The sequence below is a fragment of the Micromonospora sp. NRRL B-16802 genome (assembly GCF_001279555.1).
Classification (GTDB): Bacteria; Actinomycetota; Actinomycetes; order Mycobacteriales; family Micromonosporaceae; genus Micromonospora; species Micromonospora profundi.
This window is the reverse complement of the sequence record NZ_LGEB01000058.1, coordinates 1-18,898: the sequence shown is the minus strand read 5'-3', so window position 1 is coordinate 18,898 and position 18,898 is coordinate 1. Positions and strand designations below refer to the sequence as shown.

18 protein-coding genes are annotated in these 18,898 nt (G+C 71.2%); 8 read left to right on the top strand and 10 right to left on the bottom strand.

The window, feature by feature from the left end:
• Positions 1 to 93: 93 nt before the first annotated feature.
• Positions 94 to 1,347: an erythromycin esterase family protein gene (locus ADK66_RS14755; protein ID WP_053655618.1), complete on the bottom strand. Its 1,254-nt coding sequence runs from the start codon at positions 1,345 to 1,347 to the stop codon at positions 94 to 96.
• Between the two features lie 188 nt (positions 1,348 to 1,535).
• Here ADK66_RS14755 and ADK66_RS14750 point away from each other — a divergent pair, with 188 nt between their 5' ends.
• A complete protein-coding gene (locus tag ADK66_RS14750; protein WP_053655617.1) occupies positions 1,536 to 1,727 on the top strand; it encodes a DUF2795 domain-containing protein in 192 nt (63 codons plus the stop codon).
• A 57-nt stretch (positions 1,728 to 1,784) separates the two neighbouring features.
• On the opposite strand, the gene erm is transcribed toward ADK66_RS14750, so the two are convergent.
• The gene (gene erm, locus ADK66_RS14745; protein ID WP_053655616.1) at positions 1,785 to 2,582 is read right to left on the bottom strand and encodes an ErmE/ErmH/ErmO/ErmR family 23S rRNA (adenine(2058)-N(6))-methyltransferase; all 798 of its coding nucleotides are present in this window, start codon (positions 2,580 to 2,582) and stop codon (positions 1,785 to 1,787) included.
• Positions 2,583 to 3,074: 492 nt separating this feature from the next.
• Complete coding sequence (locus ADK66_RS14740) at positions 3,075 to 3,974, bottom strand: Gfo/Idh/MocA family protein (RefSeq protein ID WP_053655674.1); 900 nt, start codon at positions 3,972 to 3,974, stop codon at positions 3,075 to 3,077.
• 272 nt (positions 3,975 to 4,246) lie between these two features.
• On the opposite strand from ADK66_RS14740, the gene ADK66_RS14735 reads away from it, so the two are divergent.
• Together ADK66_RS14735 and ADK66_RS14730 are read left to right on the top strand one after the other, a co-directional pair.
• Positions 4,247 to 4,642 (top strand): hypothetical protein, encoded by a 396-nt coding sequence (locus ADK66_RS14735; RefSeq protein ID WP_053655615.1) that lies wholly within the window; start codon positions 4,247 to 4,249, stop codon positions 4,640 to 4,642.
• Positions 4,635 to 5,051: a hypothetical protein gene (locus ADK66_RS14730; protein WP_053655614.1), complete on the top strand. Its 417-nt coding sequence runs from the start codon at positions 4,635 to 4,637 to the stop codon at positions 5,049 to 5,051. The genes ADK66_RS14735 and ADK66_RS14730 overlap by 8 nt, the downstream gene beginning before the upstream one ends.
• A 94-nt stretch (positions 5,052 to 5,145) precedes the next feature.
• Here ADK66_RS14730 and fabG read toward each other — a convergent pair whose 3' ends face one another.
• Together fabG and ADK66_RS14720 are read right to left on the bottom strand one after the other, a co-directional pair.
• On the bottom strand, positions 5,146 to 5,901 hold the full coding sequence (fabG, locus tag ADK66_RS14725) for a 3-oxoacyl-ACP reductase FabG (protein ID WP_053655613.1): 756 nt from the start codon (positions 5,899 to 5,901) through the stop codon (positions 5,146 to 5,148).
• A 63-nt stretch (positions 5,902 to 5,964) separates the two neighbouring features.
• Entirely contained in the window at positions 5,965 to 7,617 is a 1,653-nt protein-coding gene (locus ADK66_RS14720) for an alpha-amylase family protein (RefSeq protein WP_053655612.1), read from the bottom strand.
• A gap of 58 nt (positions 7,618 to 7,675) precedes the next feature.
• On the opposite strand from ADK66_RS14720, the gene ADK66_RS14715 reads away from it, so the two are divergent.
• Both ADK66_RS14715 and ADK66_RS14710 read left to right on the top strand, forming a co-directional pair.
• Positions 7,676 to 8,290 (top strand): DUF1349 domain-containing protein, encoded by a 615-nt coding sequence (locus tag ADK66_RS14715; protein WP_053655611.1) that lies wholly within the window; start codon positions 7,676 to 7,678, stop codon positions 8,288 to 8,290.
• A 129-nt stretch (positions 8,291 to 8,419) separates the two neighbouring features.
• Positions 8,420 to 9,091, top strand: coding sequence for a DedA family protein (locus ADK66_RS14710; RefSeq protein WP_053655610.1), 672 nt, complete (start codon positions 8,420 to 8,422; stop codon positions 9,089 to 9,091).
• Between the two features lie 12 nt (positions 9,092 to 9,103).
• Here the strand turns inward: ADK66_RS14710 and ADK66_RS14705 are convergent, their stop codons facing one another.
• The 5 genes from ADK66_RS14705 to ADK66_RS14685 all read right to left on the bottom strand — a co-directional run bounded on the left by ADK66_RS14705 (position 9,104) and on the right by ADK66_RS14685 (position 15,010).
• A complete protein-coding gene (locus tag ADK66_RS14705) occupies positions 9,104 to 10,666 on the bottom strand; it encodes a cellulose binding domain-containing protein (RefSeq protein ID WP_053655609.1) in 1,563 nt (520 codons plus the stop codon).
• 131 nt (positions 10,667 to 10,797) lie between these two features.
• Entirely contained in the window at positions 10,798 to 12,201 is a 1,404-nt protein-coding gene (locus tag ADK66_RS14700) for a chitinase (protein WP_053655608.1), read from the bottom strand.
• A gap of 170 nt (positions 12,202 to 12,371) precedes the next feature.
• Positions 12,372 to 13,790, bottom strand: a complete 1,419-nt coding sequence (locus ADK66_RS14695; protein ID WP_053655607.1) for a carbohydrate-binding protein — start codon at positions 13,788 to 13,790, stop codon at positions 12,372 to 12,374.
• Positions 13,791 to 13,862: 72 nt separating this feature from the next.
• A complete protein-coding gene (locus tag ADK66_RS14690) occupies positions 13,863 to 14,618 on the bottom strand; it encodes a membrane protein insertase YidC (RefSeq protein ID WP_053655606.1) in 756 nt (251 codons plus the stop codon).
• 98 nt (positions 14,619 to 14,716) lie between these two features.
• Positions 14,717 to 15,010, bottom strand: coding sequence for a DUF6412 domain-containing protein (locus ADK66_RS14685; RefSeq protein WP_231640037.1), 294 nt, complete (start codon positions 15,008 to 15,010; stop codon positions 14,717 to 14,719).
• A 184-nt stretch (positions 15,011 to 15,194) separates the two neighbouring features.
• On the opposite strand from ADK66_RS14685, the gene ADK66_RS14680 reads away from it, so the two are divergent.
• The 3 genes from ADK66_RS14680 to ADK66_RS14670 all read left to right on the top strand — a co-directional run bounded on the left by ADK66_RS14680 (position 15,195) and on the right by ADK66_RS14670 (position 18,773).
• Positions 15,195 to 16,331, top strand: coding sequence for a glutamate--cysteine ligase (locus ADK66_RS14680; RefSeq protein ID WP_053655605.1), 1,137 nt, complete (start codon positions 15,195 to 15,197; stop codon positions 16,329 to 16,331).
• Positions 16,332 to 16,352: 21 nt separating this feature from the next.
• A complete protein-coding gene (locus ADK66_RS14675; protein ID WP_053655604.1) occupies positions 16,353 to 17,732 on the top strand; it encodes an FAD-dependent oxidoreductase in 1,380 nt (459 codons plus the stop codon).
• 72 nt (positions 17,733 to 17,804) lie between these two features.
• On the top strand, positions 17,805 to 18,773 hold the full coding sequence (locus ADK66_RS14670) for a LacI family DNA-binding transcriptional regulator (protein WP_053655670.1): 969 nt from the start codon (positions 17,805 to 17,807) through the stop codon (positions 18,771 to 18,773).
• Positions 18,774 to 18,898 lie beyond the last annotated feature (125 nt).

The following is an 18,898-nucleotide window of genomic DNA, read 5'->3' as shown; positions in this document are numbered from 1 at the left end:
ATTAGTCGATCATGGAGTTGTGGTGCCCGTTGCGCCCCGATACAGGCACTTCGTCCGGCACCACAACTCCATGATCGACGCCAGCAAGGGCCGTTACACCCCGGCCGGGTACGTCTCCATCTCCCCTGGGGCCGCGGGGACCGGCAGCGGGTGTAGGGCTGTTGTCTCGTCGCACCAGATCAACGCGTCGTAGCGTTCACCGAGCCGCGTCGGCACGTAGTTGCCCCAGGACTCGAACGACGGGTCGTAGACCACACCGATCGCCCGGTGGTCCGCCGTGTCGGTGACCCAGCCCGGCTGGTCGCCATCGAAGACGAGGACCGCCCGGTCCGGCATCAGCTCGTGCAACCGCCGCTCCACCGAACCTTCCCGCGCCGGCGGCACCACCATCGGCTCCGGCGGCGAGCCCCAGCGGGGAGCGGCGATCACAGTGCCCCGATAGGTGCCGAACCCGATAAGCGTCACCGCGTCGTCGCCGTGCCGCTCCCGGGCCAACTGCCCGATGTTGACCATCCCGTCCGCGGCCATGTCGGTGGCCCGCGCGTCCCCGACGTGCGTGTTGTGCGCCCAGACGATCCCGCGGGCGTCCGGGCCGTACCGTTGCAGCAGCCGATCCAGGGTGTCCTGCATGTGGGTGTCGCGGATGTTCCAGGAATCCGGGCCACCGGCGACCATCGCCCGGTAATACCGTTCCGCGCCGGCCACCACCTCGGCGTTCTGCCAGGCCGAGAAGCGGTCCGGGCCGTCGGCGAGAGCGTGTTCCCGGGTACGCGCCAGCAGCCGGATCACCTCCTCCTCGCACCGCGCGGAGACGAAGCGGCTGGCCGCGCCGTAATCCTCGACCCGTTTGCCGTACGGCTCGAAGCACCGGTACGCGTCCTGCGCCGCCTCCAGCGACTTCGGGTCCTCCTCCCCCAGGTAGTCGAAGATCGCCTGCATCGACTCCCAGAGGCTGTACACGTCGAGCCCGTGGAACCCGGCCCGCTGCTGCTCCGGCCTCTCCAGATTCCAGGCCCGCAACCAGCTGCAGAACCGCGCCACCTCGGCGTTCGCCCACATCCACGTCGGCCACCGCTCGAAGCGTTCGAGTGCGTTCTGCGGCTCCAGCGCCCCGCCCGGCGCGGCGGTGACCGAGCGGTGCACCCGGTCGCAGTCGGGCCAGTCGCCCTCCACGGCCACGAACGAGAAACCGCACTCCGCGATCAGCCGGCGGGTCAGCTGCTCACGCAACCGGTAGTAGTCGTAGCTGCCGTGGGTGGACTCGCCGATCATCACCACCCGGGAGTCCCGTACGCGCTCCAGCAACGGGTCGAAGTCGCTCGGCGCGCCGAGCCGCTGAACCAGCATGGCAGCGGCTACCCGGCGACCGCTTCGACAAACCGTCGGCGCGCCGTGGGCCGACACGCCGCGCGACCGGCGGCTTTGACCGCGCTGGCGAGCCGGCCGCCGGGCGCGTCGTTCGCGGTCCGGCGACGGGCCGCCGCCACCCGGCTCGCCCCGGTGTACGCCCGGGGCGAGCGGGTAGCCAGCCCGGCATGACCGTCACCGGGCTGCAGTTGCAGGAGTACCTGGCCGGGCTCGACTACCCGGTCTCCCGCGAGGACCTGTTCCGCTGGGCGCAGGAGAACGGGGCCAGCACGGTGTTGTTGCAGATGGTGCAGGCGTTGCCGGCGGAGCAGTTCGAGTCGCCGGACGAGCTCGCCGCCGCGCTGACCACCCTCTCCTGAAACGGCCCCGGACCAGGGCCCGGGCCCACCTCTGCTCGCGGTCCCGGGCCCCGGGCGTCAGCGAGCGTGCAGCAGGCGGAACAGCACCAGCCACTGCTCCGGCCACACGTACCCGACAGGGGTGTCGGCCGCGATCCGCGTGGCCCGCAGAGCCGCGGCGACCCGGGCCGGCGGGTGGTGCCGGCGCAGGGACGCGGCAAGCGACCCGCCCAAGCCCTCGAAACCCACCGACACCAATCGCCGGTACGCCGGCAGTGCCGCCCACGGCAGCAGCGGTTCCGCGCGCCGTTCGATCCGCAGGATCCCGGCGTCCACGGCGGGCACCGGACGGAACGCGGTACGCGGCACGCGCCCTGCGAGACGCCAGTCGACCTCCGGCCACGTCGACACTGTGAGCCGGGTCCACCGGCCGTAGTCGCCGCTGCGCCGCCGGGCGTACTCCAGTTGGGTCAGCAGGGTGGCCGAGCGTAACCGGGGCGCGGCCAGGCACCACCGCACCACGGCGGAGGTCAGCGACCACGGGATGTTGCCGACCACAGCGAACGGCTCCGGTGGAGGCTCGGCGGCCAGGAAGTCTGCCTGCCGGTGCTCGACATTGGGCAGGGCGGCACAGACCGCTGCCAGCTCCCGGCCGGCGGCCGGGTCGACCTCGTACGCCGTCAGGTGCCCACAGCGTGCGGCGAGCGGCCGGGTCAGCTGGCCTCGGCCGGCACCGACCTCCAGCACGGGCCCGGCCGGGTCGGGGTCGGCGGCGCGTACCAGCCGCTGTACGGCCGACCTGTCGACGAGGAAGTTCTGGCTGAGTACGCGACGGGATCGGTCACGTTCGGTTGATCGGGAGTTGCGGGGCGCCACGGGTCGTCGTCCTGTCTGTCGCCGTTCGGCGACGGGCTGGACAGGCAGCCGTCATTGCGGGCCTGTCCGAAGGAATCGGGACTCGGACGGCCCTGGGCGATGACACGGGTACGCGAAAGTTCGGCAGCACGATGCTTGCCGTGGACGTGAGTCGATCAGCGGTGGTGGGGCTGGGCCCCGGCCAACCGCGTGGGTGGACCGATCAGCGGCGGGTCGCGTCCCGGCCGGCCAGGGCCGGACGCCGGACTCGCGGACGGGACACCAGCAGGGCGCCCCAGGCGGCCGGCGCAACGGCCCCCTCGATCAGTGCATGCGTGAACATGCCCGCACCCTACCGATCCCCCACCCGCAACCCCACCGATTTCCCGCCCCACCGCGCGCCTCTCATCACCTCGTTGATCATGAGGTTGGCGGGCCGGAGCGGCGCTCCAGGCCCCGCTAACCTCATGATCAACACGAGAGGGTGGGGGCGGGGCGGGAGAGGACGGGGGGTTACGGGAGGGGGACTGTGCGGGAGGTGGTGCGGGCGGATTCGGCGGCAGCGAGGATGGTGACCACCTCGCGGCCGAAGCGGACGTCGCAGCGGTGGTCGCGGGTGCCGGCGCGCACCTGCTCGATGAGCTGGTCGATTGCCACCCCGAATGCGGTGGCGGCGTCGTACTCGCCGTGCGGAACGGTTTCGATGCCGTTCTCGCCGTAGAACACGAACTCGCGGGCCATCGCCTCGCGCGGGGCGTCCAGGGACAGCGCGGCACTGCTGGTGGCGCCGCCCTCGTGGGTGAACAGCAGGTGCACCATGCCGCTCGGACCGTCCATGGCGGCCACCTGGGTCACCCGGCCGAGCACCGGCAGGAGGATCGAGAGCGCGTGCGGGGCGATGTCCCAGAGCGCGCCGTGCTCCCGCCGCCACAGCGAGCCGCCGTACGGGCTGCCGTCCTGAAAGATCGACGCGAACGCGGTGGTCCGCCCGTGCTGCCAGCCTCCGGCTGCGGCGGTCGCGGCGAGGAACGCTGTGACGTTCGGTTGGAACCGCTGGGTGAAGAAGACGACCGAGGCAACTCCGGACGCCTCGGCTGCGGCGACGACACGGTCGGCGTCCTCGACGGTGAGCGCCAGCGGCTTGTCCAGCAGCAGGTGCCGGCCGGCAGTGGCCGCCCGTACCGCGATGTCGGCCTGGATGTCCGGCGGCAGCGCGACGGCGACGGCCTCGCACTGCTCGATGAGGGCGTCGATGTCGTTGTACGTCGGCACCCCGTACATCTCGCCGAGCGAGGCGGCCCGCTCCGGGTTGCGCCCCCACACCCCGACGAGTTCCGCGTCCGGGTGTGCGTGCAGCGCCTTCCCGTGCGTCTCGATCGCCCAGTGACCGGTGCCGAACAAGCCGAACCGCAGCACGTGTACCTCCGCCGTCGTCCCCACCGCGGCGACGCCACGGCCCTGATCCACGCTAGTCGCCGCACCGGGCGTGCCGGCGGCGGGTTGACCAACGCAGCGCCCGGGTGGTCGTGGCGACCGGTGCCGAGAGCGCTCCGGATGGAAGCTGTTGCGCTGCCCGCGTCGGGGAACGCGACGACACTCAACCGACGACAGCGAGGCAGGATCGTGGGGTACTACGACGGTTAGTAGGCTGTGCCGGTGACCGAGGCAACGATCGGGTGGGGCCGATGACCAGCGCGGCGGCGGCCAACTCCCCGGTGGACGGGATCATCGCGACGGTATCGATCGTGCTGTCGCTGCTCGTCGCGGTGTGGGCGCTGGTCGTGGCGATACGTCAGCGGCCACCGGACCGGGTGCAGTTCGCCGGTCTGGCCCTGCTGGAGCTGGCGCTGGTCGTCCTGAGCGTGCTCGCGCTCGTCGCGATCGGTGGTGGCGACCGACCTGGTGAGCCCGGCGCGTTCTTCGGCTATCTGGCCACGCTGGTCTGCCTGCCACCGCTGGCCTGGGTGCTGGCCCGGATGGAGCCGACCCGGTGGGGTTCCGCGATCGTCTGCGCGGTCTGCCTGGTGACCCCGGTGGTGGTGGTCCGGTTGCAACAGACCTGGGAGGTGCTCGGTGGTTGAGACACAGCCGACCCGCCGCGCCACGAACAGCGGTCCGGGCCGCCTGCTGATCGCCGTCTACCTGATCTTCGCTATCGCGGCGACCAGCCGGGCCGGCCTCCAGATCGCCACGAAGTTCGACGAGGCGCCGGTGGCGTACCTGCTCTCCGCTGTCGCCGCGCTCATCTACATCGTGGCCGCGGTGGGGCTGGCCCGTGCCGGCCACGCCGGCCGGCGCGTGGCGCTCGCCTGCTGCGCGGTGGAGCTGGTCGGGGTCGTCACGGTCGGCGTCCTGAGCCTGGTCGACAGGGAACTCTTCCCCGACGAGACGGTGTGGTCGCAGTTCGGCAGCGGATACGGCTACATCCCGCTGGTGCTGCCGGTGCTCGGCCTGTTCTGGCTCTGGCGAACCCGCCGCGACCCGGCCTGACCGCACGAACGCGGCCCGACCGCACGAACGCGGCCCGCCAAATGCACGACGAGGACGCTCCCTGGTGCAGGGTGCGTCCTCGTCGGGAGAACCATCAGGCCCGCGGGCCACCGGCGACGTAGATGACCTGGCCGGAGACGAACCCCGCGCCCTCGCTGGTCAGGAACGAGATGGTGTGCGCGACGTCCTCCGGGCGGCCCGGGCGGCGGACCGGGATCTCGGCGGCGGCGTGCTTCTGGAAGTCCTCGAAGTCGACCTTCATCCGGGCGGCGGTGGCCGCCGTCATGTCGGTGACGATGAAACCGGGGGCGACCGCGTTGGCTGTCACCCCGAACGGCCCCAGCTCGATGGCGAGCGTCTTGGTGAAGCCCTGGAGGCCCGCCTTGGCGGCGGCGTAGTTCGCCTGGCCCCGGTTGCCCAGGGCGGAGGTGCTGGAGAGGTTGACGATCCGCCCCCACTTGCGCTCCACCATGTGCTTCTGAGCGGCCTGGCTGAACAGGAACGCGCCACGCAGGTGCACCCCCATGACCGTGTCCCAGTCGGAGTTGGTCATCTTGAACAGCAGGTTGTCGCGGAGCACGCCTGCGTTGTTCACAAGCACTGTGGGCGCGCCCAACTCGGCGGCGACCCGCTCGACGGCAGCCTCGACCTGTGCCCGGTCGGACACGTCGGCACCCACGCCGAGGGCGCGACCGCCCGCGCCGGTGATGGCCTCTACCGTCTCCTTGGTGGTCGACTCGTCGATGTCGACGACGGCGACTGCCATCCCGTCGGCGGCCAGCCGCTGGGCGGTGGCCGCACCGATACCGCGTGCGGCTCCGGTGACGATGGCGACGCGGGGCTCCGACATGACTACCTCCGGGTAACTTGGGGTCGATCGAAGGAGCTTAACCCCGGAGCCTTCCGGCCGAGGTCACCAGGCTGAGCCACGGCAGAGCCTGATCCACCGGTAGCCGTAACCGGCCAGCTTTACCGCCCCGAGCTTGCCCAACTCGCCGTAGCCACGGTCGCTGAGCACGTCCATCGGCATGTCGGCCTCCGGTTCGAGGCTGCTCAGGTCCACTTCGACGTCGTCGGTGCCGAGGTTGTGCACGAACACCATGGTCCCGGTCGGCCCGTCCGCCCGGTGCGCCAGCACGCCGGCCGGCATCGATACGTCGATGTGGGTGGTCGAGCCGGAGCCGATCTCGGGCGCCTCGCGCAGCGTGCGGATCATGCGTTCGAACCAGGCGAACAGCGACTTCGTGTCGCTGGTCTGGGCCGTGACGTTTACCTGCTGGTAGCTGAACTCACCTTTGTCGATGACCGGGCGGACAAGCTTCTCCGGGTCCGCCGTGGAGAAGCCGGCGTTCGTCGCGTAGGACCACTGCATCGGGGTACGGATCGCCTCCCGGCCGGGCAGCGACAGATCCTCCCCCATGCCGATCTCCTCGCCGTAGCGCAGCACCGGCGTGCCGCGCATGGAGAACTGGAGGGCGTACGCCAGCTCGATGCGCCGCCGGTCGTTGCCGAGCATCGGGGCCAGCCGTCGGCGGATCCCCCGGTCGTAGATGCGCATGTTCTCGTCCGGGCCGAACTCGGCGTACACCTGGTTGCGTTGTTCGGTTGTCAGCCGGGACAGGTCGATCTCGTCGTGGTTGCGCAGGAAGGTGGCCCACTGCCCGCCGACCGGCAGCTTCGGGGTGTCGCGCAACGCCTCGATCAGCGGCTCCGGGTCGTGCCGGGCAAGGGCGAGCACGAGCCGGCCGTTGAGCATGAAGTCGAAGAGCATGTGAATCCGGTTGCCGGAGCCGCTGCCGTCGCCGAAGAACGTGGGCAGTTCGTCGGGTTCGACGTTCGCCTCGGCCAGCAGGACGGCGTCGCCACGGCGCCACTGCACGTGCTGGCGCAGCTCGGTGATGAACTCGAAGTCCTTTGGCGACTTCGGGTTGCCCGGCTCGGTCAGCTCGATGATGAACGGCACCGCGTCCATCCGGAAACCGGAGACGCCGAGCTGGAGCCAGAACGACATGATCTTCTTGATCTCGGCGCGGACCTGCGGGTTTGACACGTTGAGGTCGGGCTGGAACTTGTAGAAGCGGTGGTAGAACCAGGCCTTGGCGGTGCGGTCGTACGTCCAGGTCTCGTTCTGCTCCCCGGGGAAGACCATGCCCTGGTGTCGGTCCGCTGGCTCCTGGTCGGACCAGAGATACCAGTCGCGGTACGGGGAGTCCGGCGAGGATCGGGCGGACTGGAACCACGGGTGCTCGTCGGAGGTGTGGTTGACCACCAGGTCGATGATCACGCGGATGCCCCGGTTCTGTGCCTGGTGCAGCAGCTCGGCGAAGTCGCCGAGGGTGCCGAAGCGCGGGTCCACGTTGTAGAAGTCGGTGACGTCGTACCCGTCGTCACGGTTGGGCGAGGGGTGGATGGGGTGCAGCCACAGACACGTCACGCCCAGCCGGGCCAGGTAGTCCAGTCGGCTCATCAGGCCACGGATGTCGCCGACCCCGTCGCCGTCGGAGTCGGCGAACGTGTCGATGTCGAGGCAGTAGACAACGGCTTCGGAATACCAACGGTCACCCATGCCGTCCAAACATGTCCGATTGATCATCGCGGCAAACCCGCCGGGTACCGTTTCCCTCATGGCGTTCGAGCTCGTACCACCGAGTGAGCCGTTGGACTGGGTCCGGGGCACCTGGCTGCACCCGCCGGTGCGCACCGAGCACGGTCCAAAGGGTGAACTGCTTGTCGAGCCCGCGGCCGAGAGTGACCTGTGGCGGCGGACAAGCTACGGCTTCGTCCACGAGGACGCCCCGGCCCTGCTCGCGCCGCTGCCTGTCGGCACCGCCATGGAGGTGAGCTTCGCCCTCGAACTCACCGAGCAGTTCGACCAGGCCGGCGTCCTGGTGTGGGTGGACGAGCGGACCTGGACCAAGGCCGGCGTCGAGGTGAGCGACGGCGACCTGCAACTCGGCGCGGTGGTGACGCGGGAGTTCTCCGACTGGTCGGTGGCACCGGTGCCGGAGTGGGCGGACCGGGTGGTCACGGTCCGGGTCAGCCGGGCCGGCGACGCGCTCACCGTCCGGGCCCGGGTGGACGAGGAGCCGTGGCGACTCGTCCGACTGACGCCGCTGGACCCGGAGTCACAGGTCACCGCGGGCCCGTTCTGTTGCGCGCCCTCGCGGACCGGGCTCGTCGTGCGGTTCACCGGCTGGCGGCAGGGGCCGGCCGACACGGCGGTGCACCCCGAAGACTGATGGCCGGGCGGGCGACCGGGGCGGCGCGCGGAGGCCCGAGCGGGTGGGCCAGCTCACCGGGCAGGTGTGCGTGGGCCCGTCGAGGGGTAGAGGGTTCTGATCCCCGTTGCCGGCCCGGAAGGACGACCAATGGCGTACGCCCAGGCGGGTGACCCGTCCGAGTTCACCGGGTTGACCGGTTGGGTGGCCTCCGTGATCGAGGCGATGGGTCCGGCCGGCGTCGCCCTGCTGGTGGCGCTGGAGAGCATCATTCCACCGATCCCCAGCGAGATCGTGCTGGCGATGGCCGGCTACCTGGCCCACGAGGGCCAGTTCAACGTCTTCCTCGTGACGCTCGCCGCGACGGTCGGTTCGCTTGTCGGCGCGCTGGTGCTCTACTGGCTGGGCGCGGCGCTGGGCGAGGAGCGTCTCAAGCGCTGGCTGGACCACATCCCGCTCGTGGATCGCGACGACCTGGAGAAGGCCGACCGCTGGTTCGAGCGGCACGGCCGGTGGGCGGTGCTGATCGGCCGGGTCGTGCCGGTGGTGCGAAGCCTGGTCTCCGTCCCGGCCGGGGCGAACCGGATGCCGCTGGGCGAGTTCATCCTGCTCACCACGATCGGCAGCGGCGTGTGGAACGGCCTCGTCGTCGGCGCCGGCTACCTGCTGGGCAGCCGCTGGCAGGACGTCGAGCGCTACAGCGACTGGTTCAACTACGCCATCATCGCGGTCTTCGTGGTCATGACTGCCAGCTGGGCGATCCGGAAGATCCGCCGGCGCCGGGGACGCGACGACCGGCGGTCGGTGACCGCCGGTCGCTGATCTGCGTCCGCCTCAGCCGAACTGGGCGCTGATCGACGTGAACTCCCACGTGTTCTGCGCGATGCCGGAGCAGTTGGAGACGACTCCCCCGCCAGGGCACGGCCGGTCCCGGTTGACCGACCAGAACGTGAACCGGCTCAGCCCGCGCGCCTTCGCCCAGTCACGGATCTGGGCCCAGGTGGCCGGCGTGGTCAACTCCTGCTGGTCGGAGAGCCCGTTCATGCCGGAGATGCCCATGTGGGCGTACGCCGTCGCGTCGGACCAGCCGAAGGCCGTCTTCAGCGTGTTCTTCAGTCCTTCGGCCGCGTTGACGGTGCTCTGGTACATGTTGGCCCCGCCACCGAAGTCGAACGGCATGATCGTGAAGGTGTCGATGTTGGCGCCGAGCGCGGCGGCCTGGTTGATCAGCCGGGTGCCGTAGTACGACGGGCCGGTGGTCGAGGTGCCGAACGTGATGATCGTCTTCAGGCCCGGGTTGTTCTGCTTGACGATCTTCAGCGCGCCGAGGATCCGGTCCTGCACGACCTCGTTCTCGAACTCGTCGCTGTTCTCGATGTCGATGTCGATCGCCTTGAGCCCGAACGCGTTGATCACCTGTTGGTACGCGCCGGCCAGGGCGCTGGCCGAGGAGCAGTTCGGGCCGAGCTTGTTGCCGCTCCAGCCGCCGATGGACGGGATCACGTCGCCGCCTGCCGCCCGAATGGCCGCGATGGTGTTGGCGTGCACGCCGCCAGTGAGCGGGCCGCCACCGTCCCAGGCGGGCGTGCAGCCGCCGCCGGAGAGCACGAACGCGATGGTGAACCACTTGACGCCGGTCGCCGACATGACTGTCGCCGGTGCGGGCGGGTCACCCCAACCCGGGTAGAGGTAGGGCGCGACGGCCATCGAACCGCCGCCGCCGGTGCACCCTGTGGTGCTCGCGGCGACAGCCGACGACCGTGGCGACTCCCCTGCCGAGTTGTACGCGGCGACCGTGTAGCTGTGCGCCGAGCAGGCGGCCAGGCCGGACACCGTCGCCGACGTGCCGGTGACAGTGGCACGGACCGTCGAACCCTCGTACACGCGGTAGCCGGTCACCGTGCCGCTCACCGCGTTCCAGGCCAGCGACACCGCCGACGCGGTGGTGCCGGTGACGCGCAGTCCGCCGGGCGTGGCGGGGGCACCCGGGGTGGTCGGACCGCCAGCGCAGGGTGAGCCGTTGACTGTGCAGTTGGTGGGGTCCCCGGTGCCGGCGACGACGAAGCCGAACGAGGTGCTCGCGCCGGCACCCAGCGCGCCGTTCCAGGACTGGTTGCGGGCAGTCACGTGCTGGCCCGAGCTGCTCACCACCGCGTCCCAGGCCGACCCGATCGTGCTGCCCGCGGGCAGGTCGAACTGGACGTTCCAGGAGGTGATCGACGTGGACGTGTTGTTGGTGACGGTGAACTTCGCCTCGTACCCGCTGCTCCAGCTGCTGGTGCGGACGAAGGCGGCGGTGGCGGCGGACGCGGCCTGCGGCGCGACGACGGTGGTCGCCACCAGCGCGGCGGCCAGCGCGACGGCGAACGTCGCCGCGCGGGGGGATCGGAGTTTCACGTGGCCTCCAGGGACCGGTGTGGTGGGGGGTGTCGCCCGACGGTGAAGCGGCGGGCGATGGCGCCCCGTGCGGCCGGGTGAGGCCTCGGCCGCACGGGTGGTACCGACGCCGGTGCGGGCGTCGGGACGGCTCAGGGCAGGGTGTCCAGGTGCGGTGCGACCGTGCGGGCGAAGCCGTTGCCGTTGCTGACGTCCCAGTTGACCGACCAGGTCATCGCGCCCCGGATGCCCGGGTAGGTTCGCGGCGGCCGGAAGCTGCCGCAGTTGGTGCCGCGGGCCAGGCAGTCCAGCGCCGCGTTGACCACGCTGGGCGCGACGATGCCGCCACCGGCCGCGCCCGGGCCGGCGGGCAGGCCGAGGCCGACCTGGTCGGGGCGCAGTCCGGCCTCCAGTTGGATGCAAGCCAGCGCGACGATGAAGTTCACGGTGCCCTGGGAGTACGCGGCGTTCTGGTCGCAGCCGAGCATCGCCCCGGAGTTGTAGAACTGGGTGTTGACGACGGTGAGGATGTCCTTGATGTCCAGGGCGAGCTTGAAGTAGCCGCTGGCCGGGGACTGCATGTCGATCGTCTGCGGTGCCATCGCGATGATCAGACCGGCGCCGATCTTGGCGCGGAGCGCTCGCAGGGCCTGCGCCATGTACGTCGGGTTGAGCCCGTTCTCCAGGTCGATGTCGATGCCGTCGAAGCCGTAGCGGTTGATCAGCGCGGCGGCGGTGTCGGCGAACACCGTGGCCGACGCCGCGTCGTTGACAGTGACCCGCCCGGTTTCGCCGCCGACAGAGAGGATGACCCGCTGGCCCCGGGCGTGCAGGGTACGCACGTCGGCGCTGAAGTCCGCGTCGGTGTAGCCGCCGAGCGAGGCAGCGAGCCCGGGGTCGACGCCGAAGGTGAGCGCGCCCGGCGTCGAGGTGGCCTCGGCGAAGGCGACAGCTACCAGGTCGTACTGGGTGGGGACGTCGCGCAACCGCAACTCGACCGCCGGGTTGTCGAAGTTGTGCCAGTAGCCGGTGAGCAGGTGCTTCGGCAGCCCGCCGGTGGGCGGCTGCGTGGTCGGCGGAGGCGTAGTGGGAGGCGGCGTAGTGGGAGGCGGGGTCGTCGGGGCCGGGGTCGTGGGAGGCGGGGTGGTCGGTGGGGTGCCGCCGCCGCACGGTGCGCCGTTGAGCTGGCAGCCGGTCGGTGAGCCGGAGCCGCTGGCCAGGAACCCGAAGGACACCGACGCCCCGGGGGCGATGCTGCCGTTCCAGGACCGGTTGGTGAAGGTGTGCCGCTGGCCGGCGGAGGTGAGCAACGCGTCCCAGTAGCTGCCGAGCGCGGTGCCGGACGGCAGGTCGAAGACGAGGTTCCACCCGTTGATTGTCGAGCTGCCGCCGTTGGTGATCGTGTACTTCCCCTCCCAGCCGGCGCCCCACTCGGCGGTCTTGACGAAGCTGGCGGTCGGGCCGGCGGCGAACGCGGGCAGCGCCACCCAGGCCGCGCCGAGCGTCGCCGCCAGCACGGTCACCAGGGACAGGACAAGGGATCTGGCAGGCTTCATGCGGCCCTCCACGCCCGGCTGGGCATTCATGTACGTCAACGTTGGCGCTAATTATTAAGACACTTAACTGTTCCTGTCCAGAGGCCGGCGTGAATGACCGCGCCCCGACACGGACGACCGGGCCTCCCGCCGCACCTCGGCGCGGTGGGAGACCCGGCGGACGCCCTGCCTCAGCGGCGGAAGGTGAACCAGTTGACGTTGACGAAGTCGTTCGGCTGACCGCTTGTGAAGGTGAGATAGACGGAGTGCCGGCCGGTCACCGCGGCGACGTTCCCGGGCACCGAGGTCCAGCTCTGCCAGCCGCCGGTGTTACCGATCGCGAAGCTGCCGATGGGCGTCGCGGTCGGGCTGTCCAGCCGCACCTCGACCAGCCCGCTCACCCCGGAGCCGGCGCCGGAGGCCACCCGGGCCACGAAGTCCCGGGGTGACGTGGAGCCGAACTCGACGTTGTCGTAGCGCACCCAGTCACCGTTGCGCAGCGCGCCGATGTTCTGACCGCCCTCGGCGCACGCCTCCACGATCACGCCGTTCTGCGCGCTGAACGCCTCGGCCTGGATCTGCCCGTACGCGTCCCGCGTGCCGCTCGGCGGCGGCGTGGTCGGCGGCGGCGTGGTGGGCGGGGTGGTTCCGCCGCCGCGCCGGTACACGGCCACGTAGTCGACGAGCATCGGCCGCCCCGGGACGGTCGCCGCGGTGGGCGTGGCGCTGCCGGCCACCCCGTTCGGGAACGCCCCACCCATCGCCACGTTGAGCAGCAGGAAGTAGCCCGCGTGCGAGGTCATCTGCGACCAGGCCGCCTCACCGACCCGGCTCTGGGTGACGGTGTGGTAAAGCTGGCCATCGACGTACCAGCGCAGTTGCTGGGGGCTTGTCGAGGCGTCCCACTCGAACCGGTAGGTGTGGAACGCGGACTGGCAAGTGCTGCCCGGACAGGCCCGGGACGCGCCGATGCCGTTGAACTCGTCGCACGGCCCGCCCGGCGCGACGCCGCAGTGCAGCACGCCCCAGACCGAGTTGAGGCCGTTGACGTTCTCCATCACGTCGAACTCGCCGATGCCCGGCCAGTTCTGGTAGTTGCCCCGGTAGGGAGCGCCGAGCGCCCAGAACGCGGGCCAGTAGCCGGCCGCCGCCGCACCGGTGACGTTCGGCATCTGGATCCGGCCCTCGATGGCGAGCACGCCACCGGCCGGGGCCTTGAAGTCGCTGCGGACGGTTTCGATACGGGCGGAGGTCCAGCCGCCCGCACTGTCGCGCAGCGGCGTGATCCGCAGGTTGCCGCTGCCGTCGTGGCTGACGTTCGCGGTGCTGGCGGTGTAGCGCTGGATCTCGCCGGTACCCCAGTTGGCCGGGCCGCCGGGATAGTTGTACCCGGTGTCGATGATCCAGTTGGCGGCCGACGGCAAGGTGCCGGCCGCGCCTGTGAAGTCGTCGCTCCAGACCGTGCTCCAGCCGGTGGCGGGGGGCGGCACGGCGGCCTGTGCGGTCATGGTGACGCCGGCCAGGGCGGTGGTGGTGGCGACGAGCAGGACGGACGCCAGCAGACGACGTCGAACGGGTGGGGCGGTGGTGGCCGCCGAAGGAGGTGCCATGGACGTGCCTCTCTGCGGGGGACGGTCGAGAGAGCGCTCTCTCAGGAGTTGTACGTCCCGCCATGGCAGTTGTCAACGTCGATCTGCCTCGTCGCTCTGCGCGACCGCCTGCGGACGCCGGAGCGCCACCTGCTCCAACACCGACCAGGCGGTCGTGGTCACCAGATAGATCACCGCGGCCAGCGGCAGCACCAGCGCCACCAGCACTGTCGCGAACGGCAACAGCGGCAGCAACCGGCCGAGCGTGGCGGCCCCCGGCCCCTCGGTAGGCGTACCGGCCACGGTGCCCACCGCCGCCGACGCCCGGCGTGCGCGCCGCGACGACCACCACGCCAGCACCACCAGCACTGCCAACAGGACTGCGAAGAGCGGCAGGGCCGCACCCGTCAACCCGTCGCTGAGGTGATGACCCAGCGGCACACCGGCCAGCCGCTCGTCAAGCAGGCCGGTGCCACCCTCGCTTGTGGTGAAGAGGCGGTACAGCACCAGCAGGAACGGCGCCTGGAGCAGCAACGGCAGGCAGCCGGCAATGGGGTTGGCGCCGGCCGACCGGTACAACGCGAACACCTCACCCTGAAGCTTCGCCGGGTCGTCGGCGTACCGGCGTTGCAGGTCGCGCACCTGCGGGGCGAGCGCCGCGCGGCGCCGCTCCCCGCGGACCTGCGCAACGGTCAGCGGTGAGATCAGCAGGCGGACGGCGATGGTGAACAGGACGATGGCGGCGGCGGTCGCCATGCCGCCGGCGAACGGTTCGAGCAGATCGGTGAGCCAGGACAGCGCGCTGCCGGCGGCGCCGACAACGGTGTGCAACGGTGCGAAGGCGAGCATGGGAAACCCCTCGGTCCGATTCCGGTGAGGTCCTCCCCCGGCGCCGTACGCGCGGGGAGAACCGGTGACTGTGGGATCGGCCGCGCGGCGGTGTGGCGCTACGCGGCGAGGGGGTGCCCTGGTGCGCGGGGTCGGGGTCGCCCGGCGGCGTCCGGATCGATCTGTCGGGGCGTCCGGCGGCCCCGGGACCGGGCGCGCAGCCCGGCCCATACGCGTGCGAAACCCGGTGCCCCCGACCCGCCGGGCACCCGCGCCGCGAGCAGCGCGGTGAGCAGCACGAGGGCGGTCAGCGCGACGCCCGCCAGCAGGTCGGACGGGTCGGCCGCGAGCAGGGTGAGCTGGGCGGACGCGGACATCCACGCGACCCAGAGGAACCCCAGCGGCACCGGCACGCGCTCAGCATAGGACCCGGTGTCACACAGTCCGGCCGATTCGCGACGCGCGGCCCATGCGCCGAAGCGCGACACGCGATGCGACGCGCCGTACGCCACGTTTCCGGGCGTCACCACCGCGGGTAACCACAGACAGACCGACGCGGACGGCCCGCGATCGGCTGGAGCGGACGGTGGTGTGGCGATGACGGGCCAGGTGACGGAGGCGCCCAGCGGTTCGGCCGCGGGGACCGGGTTGCTCACCGTCGGTGTCGAGGAGGAGTTCCTGCTCGTCGATCCGCACACCGGAGCCGCGGTTCCCGCCGTCGACCTGGTGCTGGAGCAGGTGCCGGCGGAGTTGCGCGGGCAGGTGGAGCGGGAGTTCCAGACCAGCCAGATCGAGATCGGCAGCCCGCCCGGGCTTGAGCTGTCCTCGATCCGGCACTCCCTCGGCGTGCTGCGCAAGGCGCTCGCCGACGCCGCCGAGCGGGCCGGCGTCCGGCTGTTGGCGATCGGCACGGGCCCGGTGGACGGGCCGGTGCCGCCGGTGGTGGACAAGCCACGCTTCGACCGGATGATCGAACGGTTCCGGCTGCTCGTGCCCGGCCCCGGCAACAACGGGATGCACGTGCACGTGGGTGTTCCCGACCCGGACACCGGTGTGCAGGTGCTCAACCACGTCCGGCCGTGGCTGCCGCTGCTGCACGCTGTCACCACAAACTCCCCGTTCTCCCGGGGTGAGGACTCCGGCTATGCCAGTTGGCGTTCGGTGGAGTGGGAGCGCTGGCCGTCGGTGGCGCCGACGCCCTGGTTGGAGTCGCATGAGCACTACCAGCGGCTGATCCGCCAGTTGATCGCCAGCGGCGTGATGCTCGACGAGGGGATGCTCTACTGGTACGCCCGGCTGTCGGCGAAGTACCCGACCGTCGAGCTGCGGATCGGCGACGTGTGCCCGTCGGTGGACGACGCCGTGCTGGTCGCCGCGCTGGTCCGCGCCCTGGTGGCCACCGCCATGGACGACGTCGAGGCCGGCCGCCCCGCCCTGCAGACCGATCACCACCTGCTCGTCGGCGCGCACTGGCGGGCCGCGCACGACGGCCTGGAGGGCGAGGCCGTCGACGTGACCACCGGGGAGCTGCGCCCGGCCTGGGAGCTGCTGGACCGGTTCGTGGAGCGGATGCGACCGGCCCTGGAGCAGCACGGCGACTGGGCCGAGGTGACCGATCTGCTGGGCGGGCTGCGCCGGCACGGCACGGGCGCGGCACGACAGCGTGCGGTGTTCGCCCGCACCGGGCGGCTCGTCGACGTGGTGCAGGACGTCGCACGGCAGACCCATGGCTGATCAGCGTGACAGGATGAACCTGTGGTGCAACGGTTGATCGTCATTGGCGGGGACGCGGCCGGCATGTCGGCGGCCTCCCAGGCCCGACGCCGTCGGGGCTCCGACGACCTGGAGATCGTGGTCTTCGAGCGCGGGCACTTCACGTCCTACTCGGCGTGCGGCATCCCGTACTGGATCAGTGGTCAGGTCGACGGCCCGGAGCAGTTGATCGCCCGGGAGCCGGTGACGTTCCGCACGGAGTTCGCCATGGACGTGCGGATGCGCCACGAGGTGACAGCCATCGACATGGAACGCCGCGAGGTGGTCGCCCGGGACCTGGAGGGCGGCGGGGAGGTCCGCGAGCACTTCGACGAGCTGATGTACGCCGCCGGCGCGACGCCGGCACAGCCGCCGTGGGCGCGGACCGACGCCGGCGGCGTGTTCGGGGTGCAGACCCTCGACGACGGGGCGGCACTGCGCGACTGGCTGGACGCGGAGCCGCAGCCGCGCCGGGCAGTGGTCATCGGTGGCGGTTACATCGGCGTCGAGATGGCCGAGGCGCTCATCCAGCGCGGCCTGTCCGTCACCCTGGTCGAGGCGTCCGACCAGCCCATGTCGACTGTGGACAGCGACATGGCCGAACTAGTCGTCGACGCGATGCGCGGGCTGGGTGTGACGATCCGCGCCGGCCTGCCGGTCACCGGCCTTGAACAGCAGGACGGCCGGGTGTCCGCCGTGGTCACCGCCGAAGGGCCGATTCCGGCCGACGTCGTGGTCCTGGGCCTCGGCGTACGCCCGAACGTCGCGCTGGCCGAGGCTGCCGGCCTGCCGATCGGGCCGACCGGCGGGATCCGGGTGGACCGCCGGATGCGGGTGCCGGGCTTTCCCGGGGTCTGGGCGGCCGGTGACTGCGTGGAGACGCTGCACCGGGTCAGCGGGATGCCTGTGCACATACCGCTGGGCACGCACGCCAACAAGCAGGGCCGGGTGGCCGGCATCAACATCGGCGGCGGGTACGCCACCTTCGCGGGTGTGATCGGCACGGCGGTGACGAAGGTCTGCGAGCTGGAGGTGGGCCGCACCGGTCTGCGCGAGCGGGATGCGAGCGAGGCGGGCTTCGACTTCATCTCGGTGATCGCCGAGTCGACAAGCCGGGCGGGCTACTACCCCGGTGCCCGGCCGATGACCGTCAAGCTGATCGCGGAGCGTCCCAGCGGCCGCTTGCTGGGCGCGCAGATCGTCGGCTGGTCCGAGGCTGCCAAGCGGATCGACACGCTGGCCGTGGCGTTGTGGAACGGCATGACGGTGGACGACATGACGGCGCTCGACCTGGGCTACGCTCCGCCGTACGCGCCGGTGTGGGATCCGGTGCTGATAGCCGCCCGAAAGGCGGTCGACGCGCTCGCCGCTGTCGCCCGCTGACCAGCGTCCGCCGTGGAGGACCACCCTGTGACCCAGACCCCGACCCGCCCGGCCGTACGCCGGCGCCCGACGATGGTCGACGTCGCCCGGCACGCCGGGGTCAGCTTGAAGACCGTCTCCCGGGTGGTAAACGACGAGCCGGTGGGTCAGGAGTTACTGGGGCGGGTACTCGCCGCCATCACCGAGCTGGGTTTCCGGCGCAACGACATCGCCCGCAACCTGCGCTCGCGGCAGCTCAACGCCACAGTCGGGTTGCTCATCGAGGAGATCGCCAACCCGTTCTACGCCACGATCGCCAGCGTCGCCGCCGAGATCGCCGCCGCCCACGGCACCATGCTGATCACGGCTTCGTCCGAGGAGGATCCGGAGCGGGAACGCGCCGTACTCCAGGATTTCACCCAGCGCCGGGTCGACGGGCTCCTTGTGGTGCCGGCAGGCCCCGACCATTCGTTCCTGCGCCGCGAGGTCGAGTTGGGCATGCCTGTGGTCTTCCTGGACCGGCCGCCGCATGGGCTGCTCGCCGACACTGTCCTGCTGGACAACCGGGGTGGCGGCCAGGCCGGAGTCGGCGCGCTGCTGGACGAGGGACACCGGCGGGTGGGCCTTCTGCTCGGTGCGCCAAGCGTGCCCACAATGCGTGAGCGACTGGCCGGCGCCCGCACGGCACTGGCCGCCGCCGGGATCGAGCCGGACGGGTCGCTGCTCTGCGACCGGCTGATCGCACCGGAGGACGCCGGACGGGCGGTCGCCGCGCTGCTCGACCTACCGAACCCGCCCACCGCGTTCTTCTGCGGCAACAACCGGCTGACCGTCGGCGCACTCCAGGAGCTGCACCGGCGCGGCAGCGACGCGGCGCTTGTCGGCTTCGACGACTTCGAGCTGGCCCACCTGATGCCCCGGCCGTTGACCGTCGTCGCCTACGACACGAGGGAGCTGGCGAGGGTCGCCACCGAACGCCTCTTCCAACGCATCGCCGGCGACGACTCCCCGCCCGCAACAACGGTGCTACCCACAAGACTGCTACGCCGCGGCCTCCGCTAATCCCCCCACCACGCCCGCCCGCGTCACCTGCCTTTCCTGCCTTTCCTACCTTTCCTGCCTTTCCTACCCTCCCCGCCCTCGGCGCTCCCCGCTGCCCTGCGCGCTTCCCGCCCCCGCGCTCACCC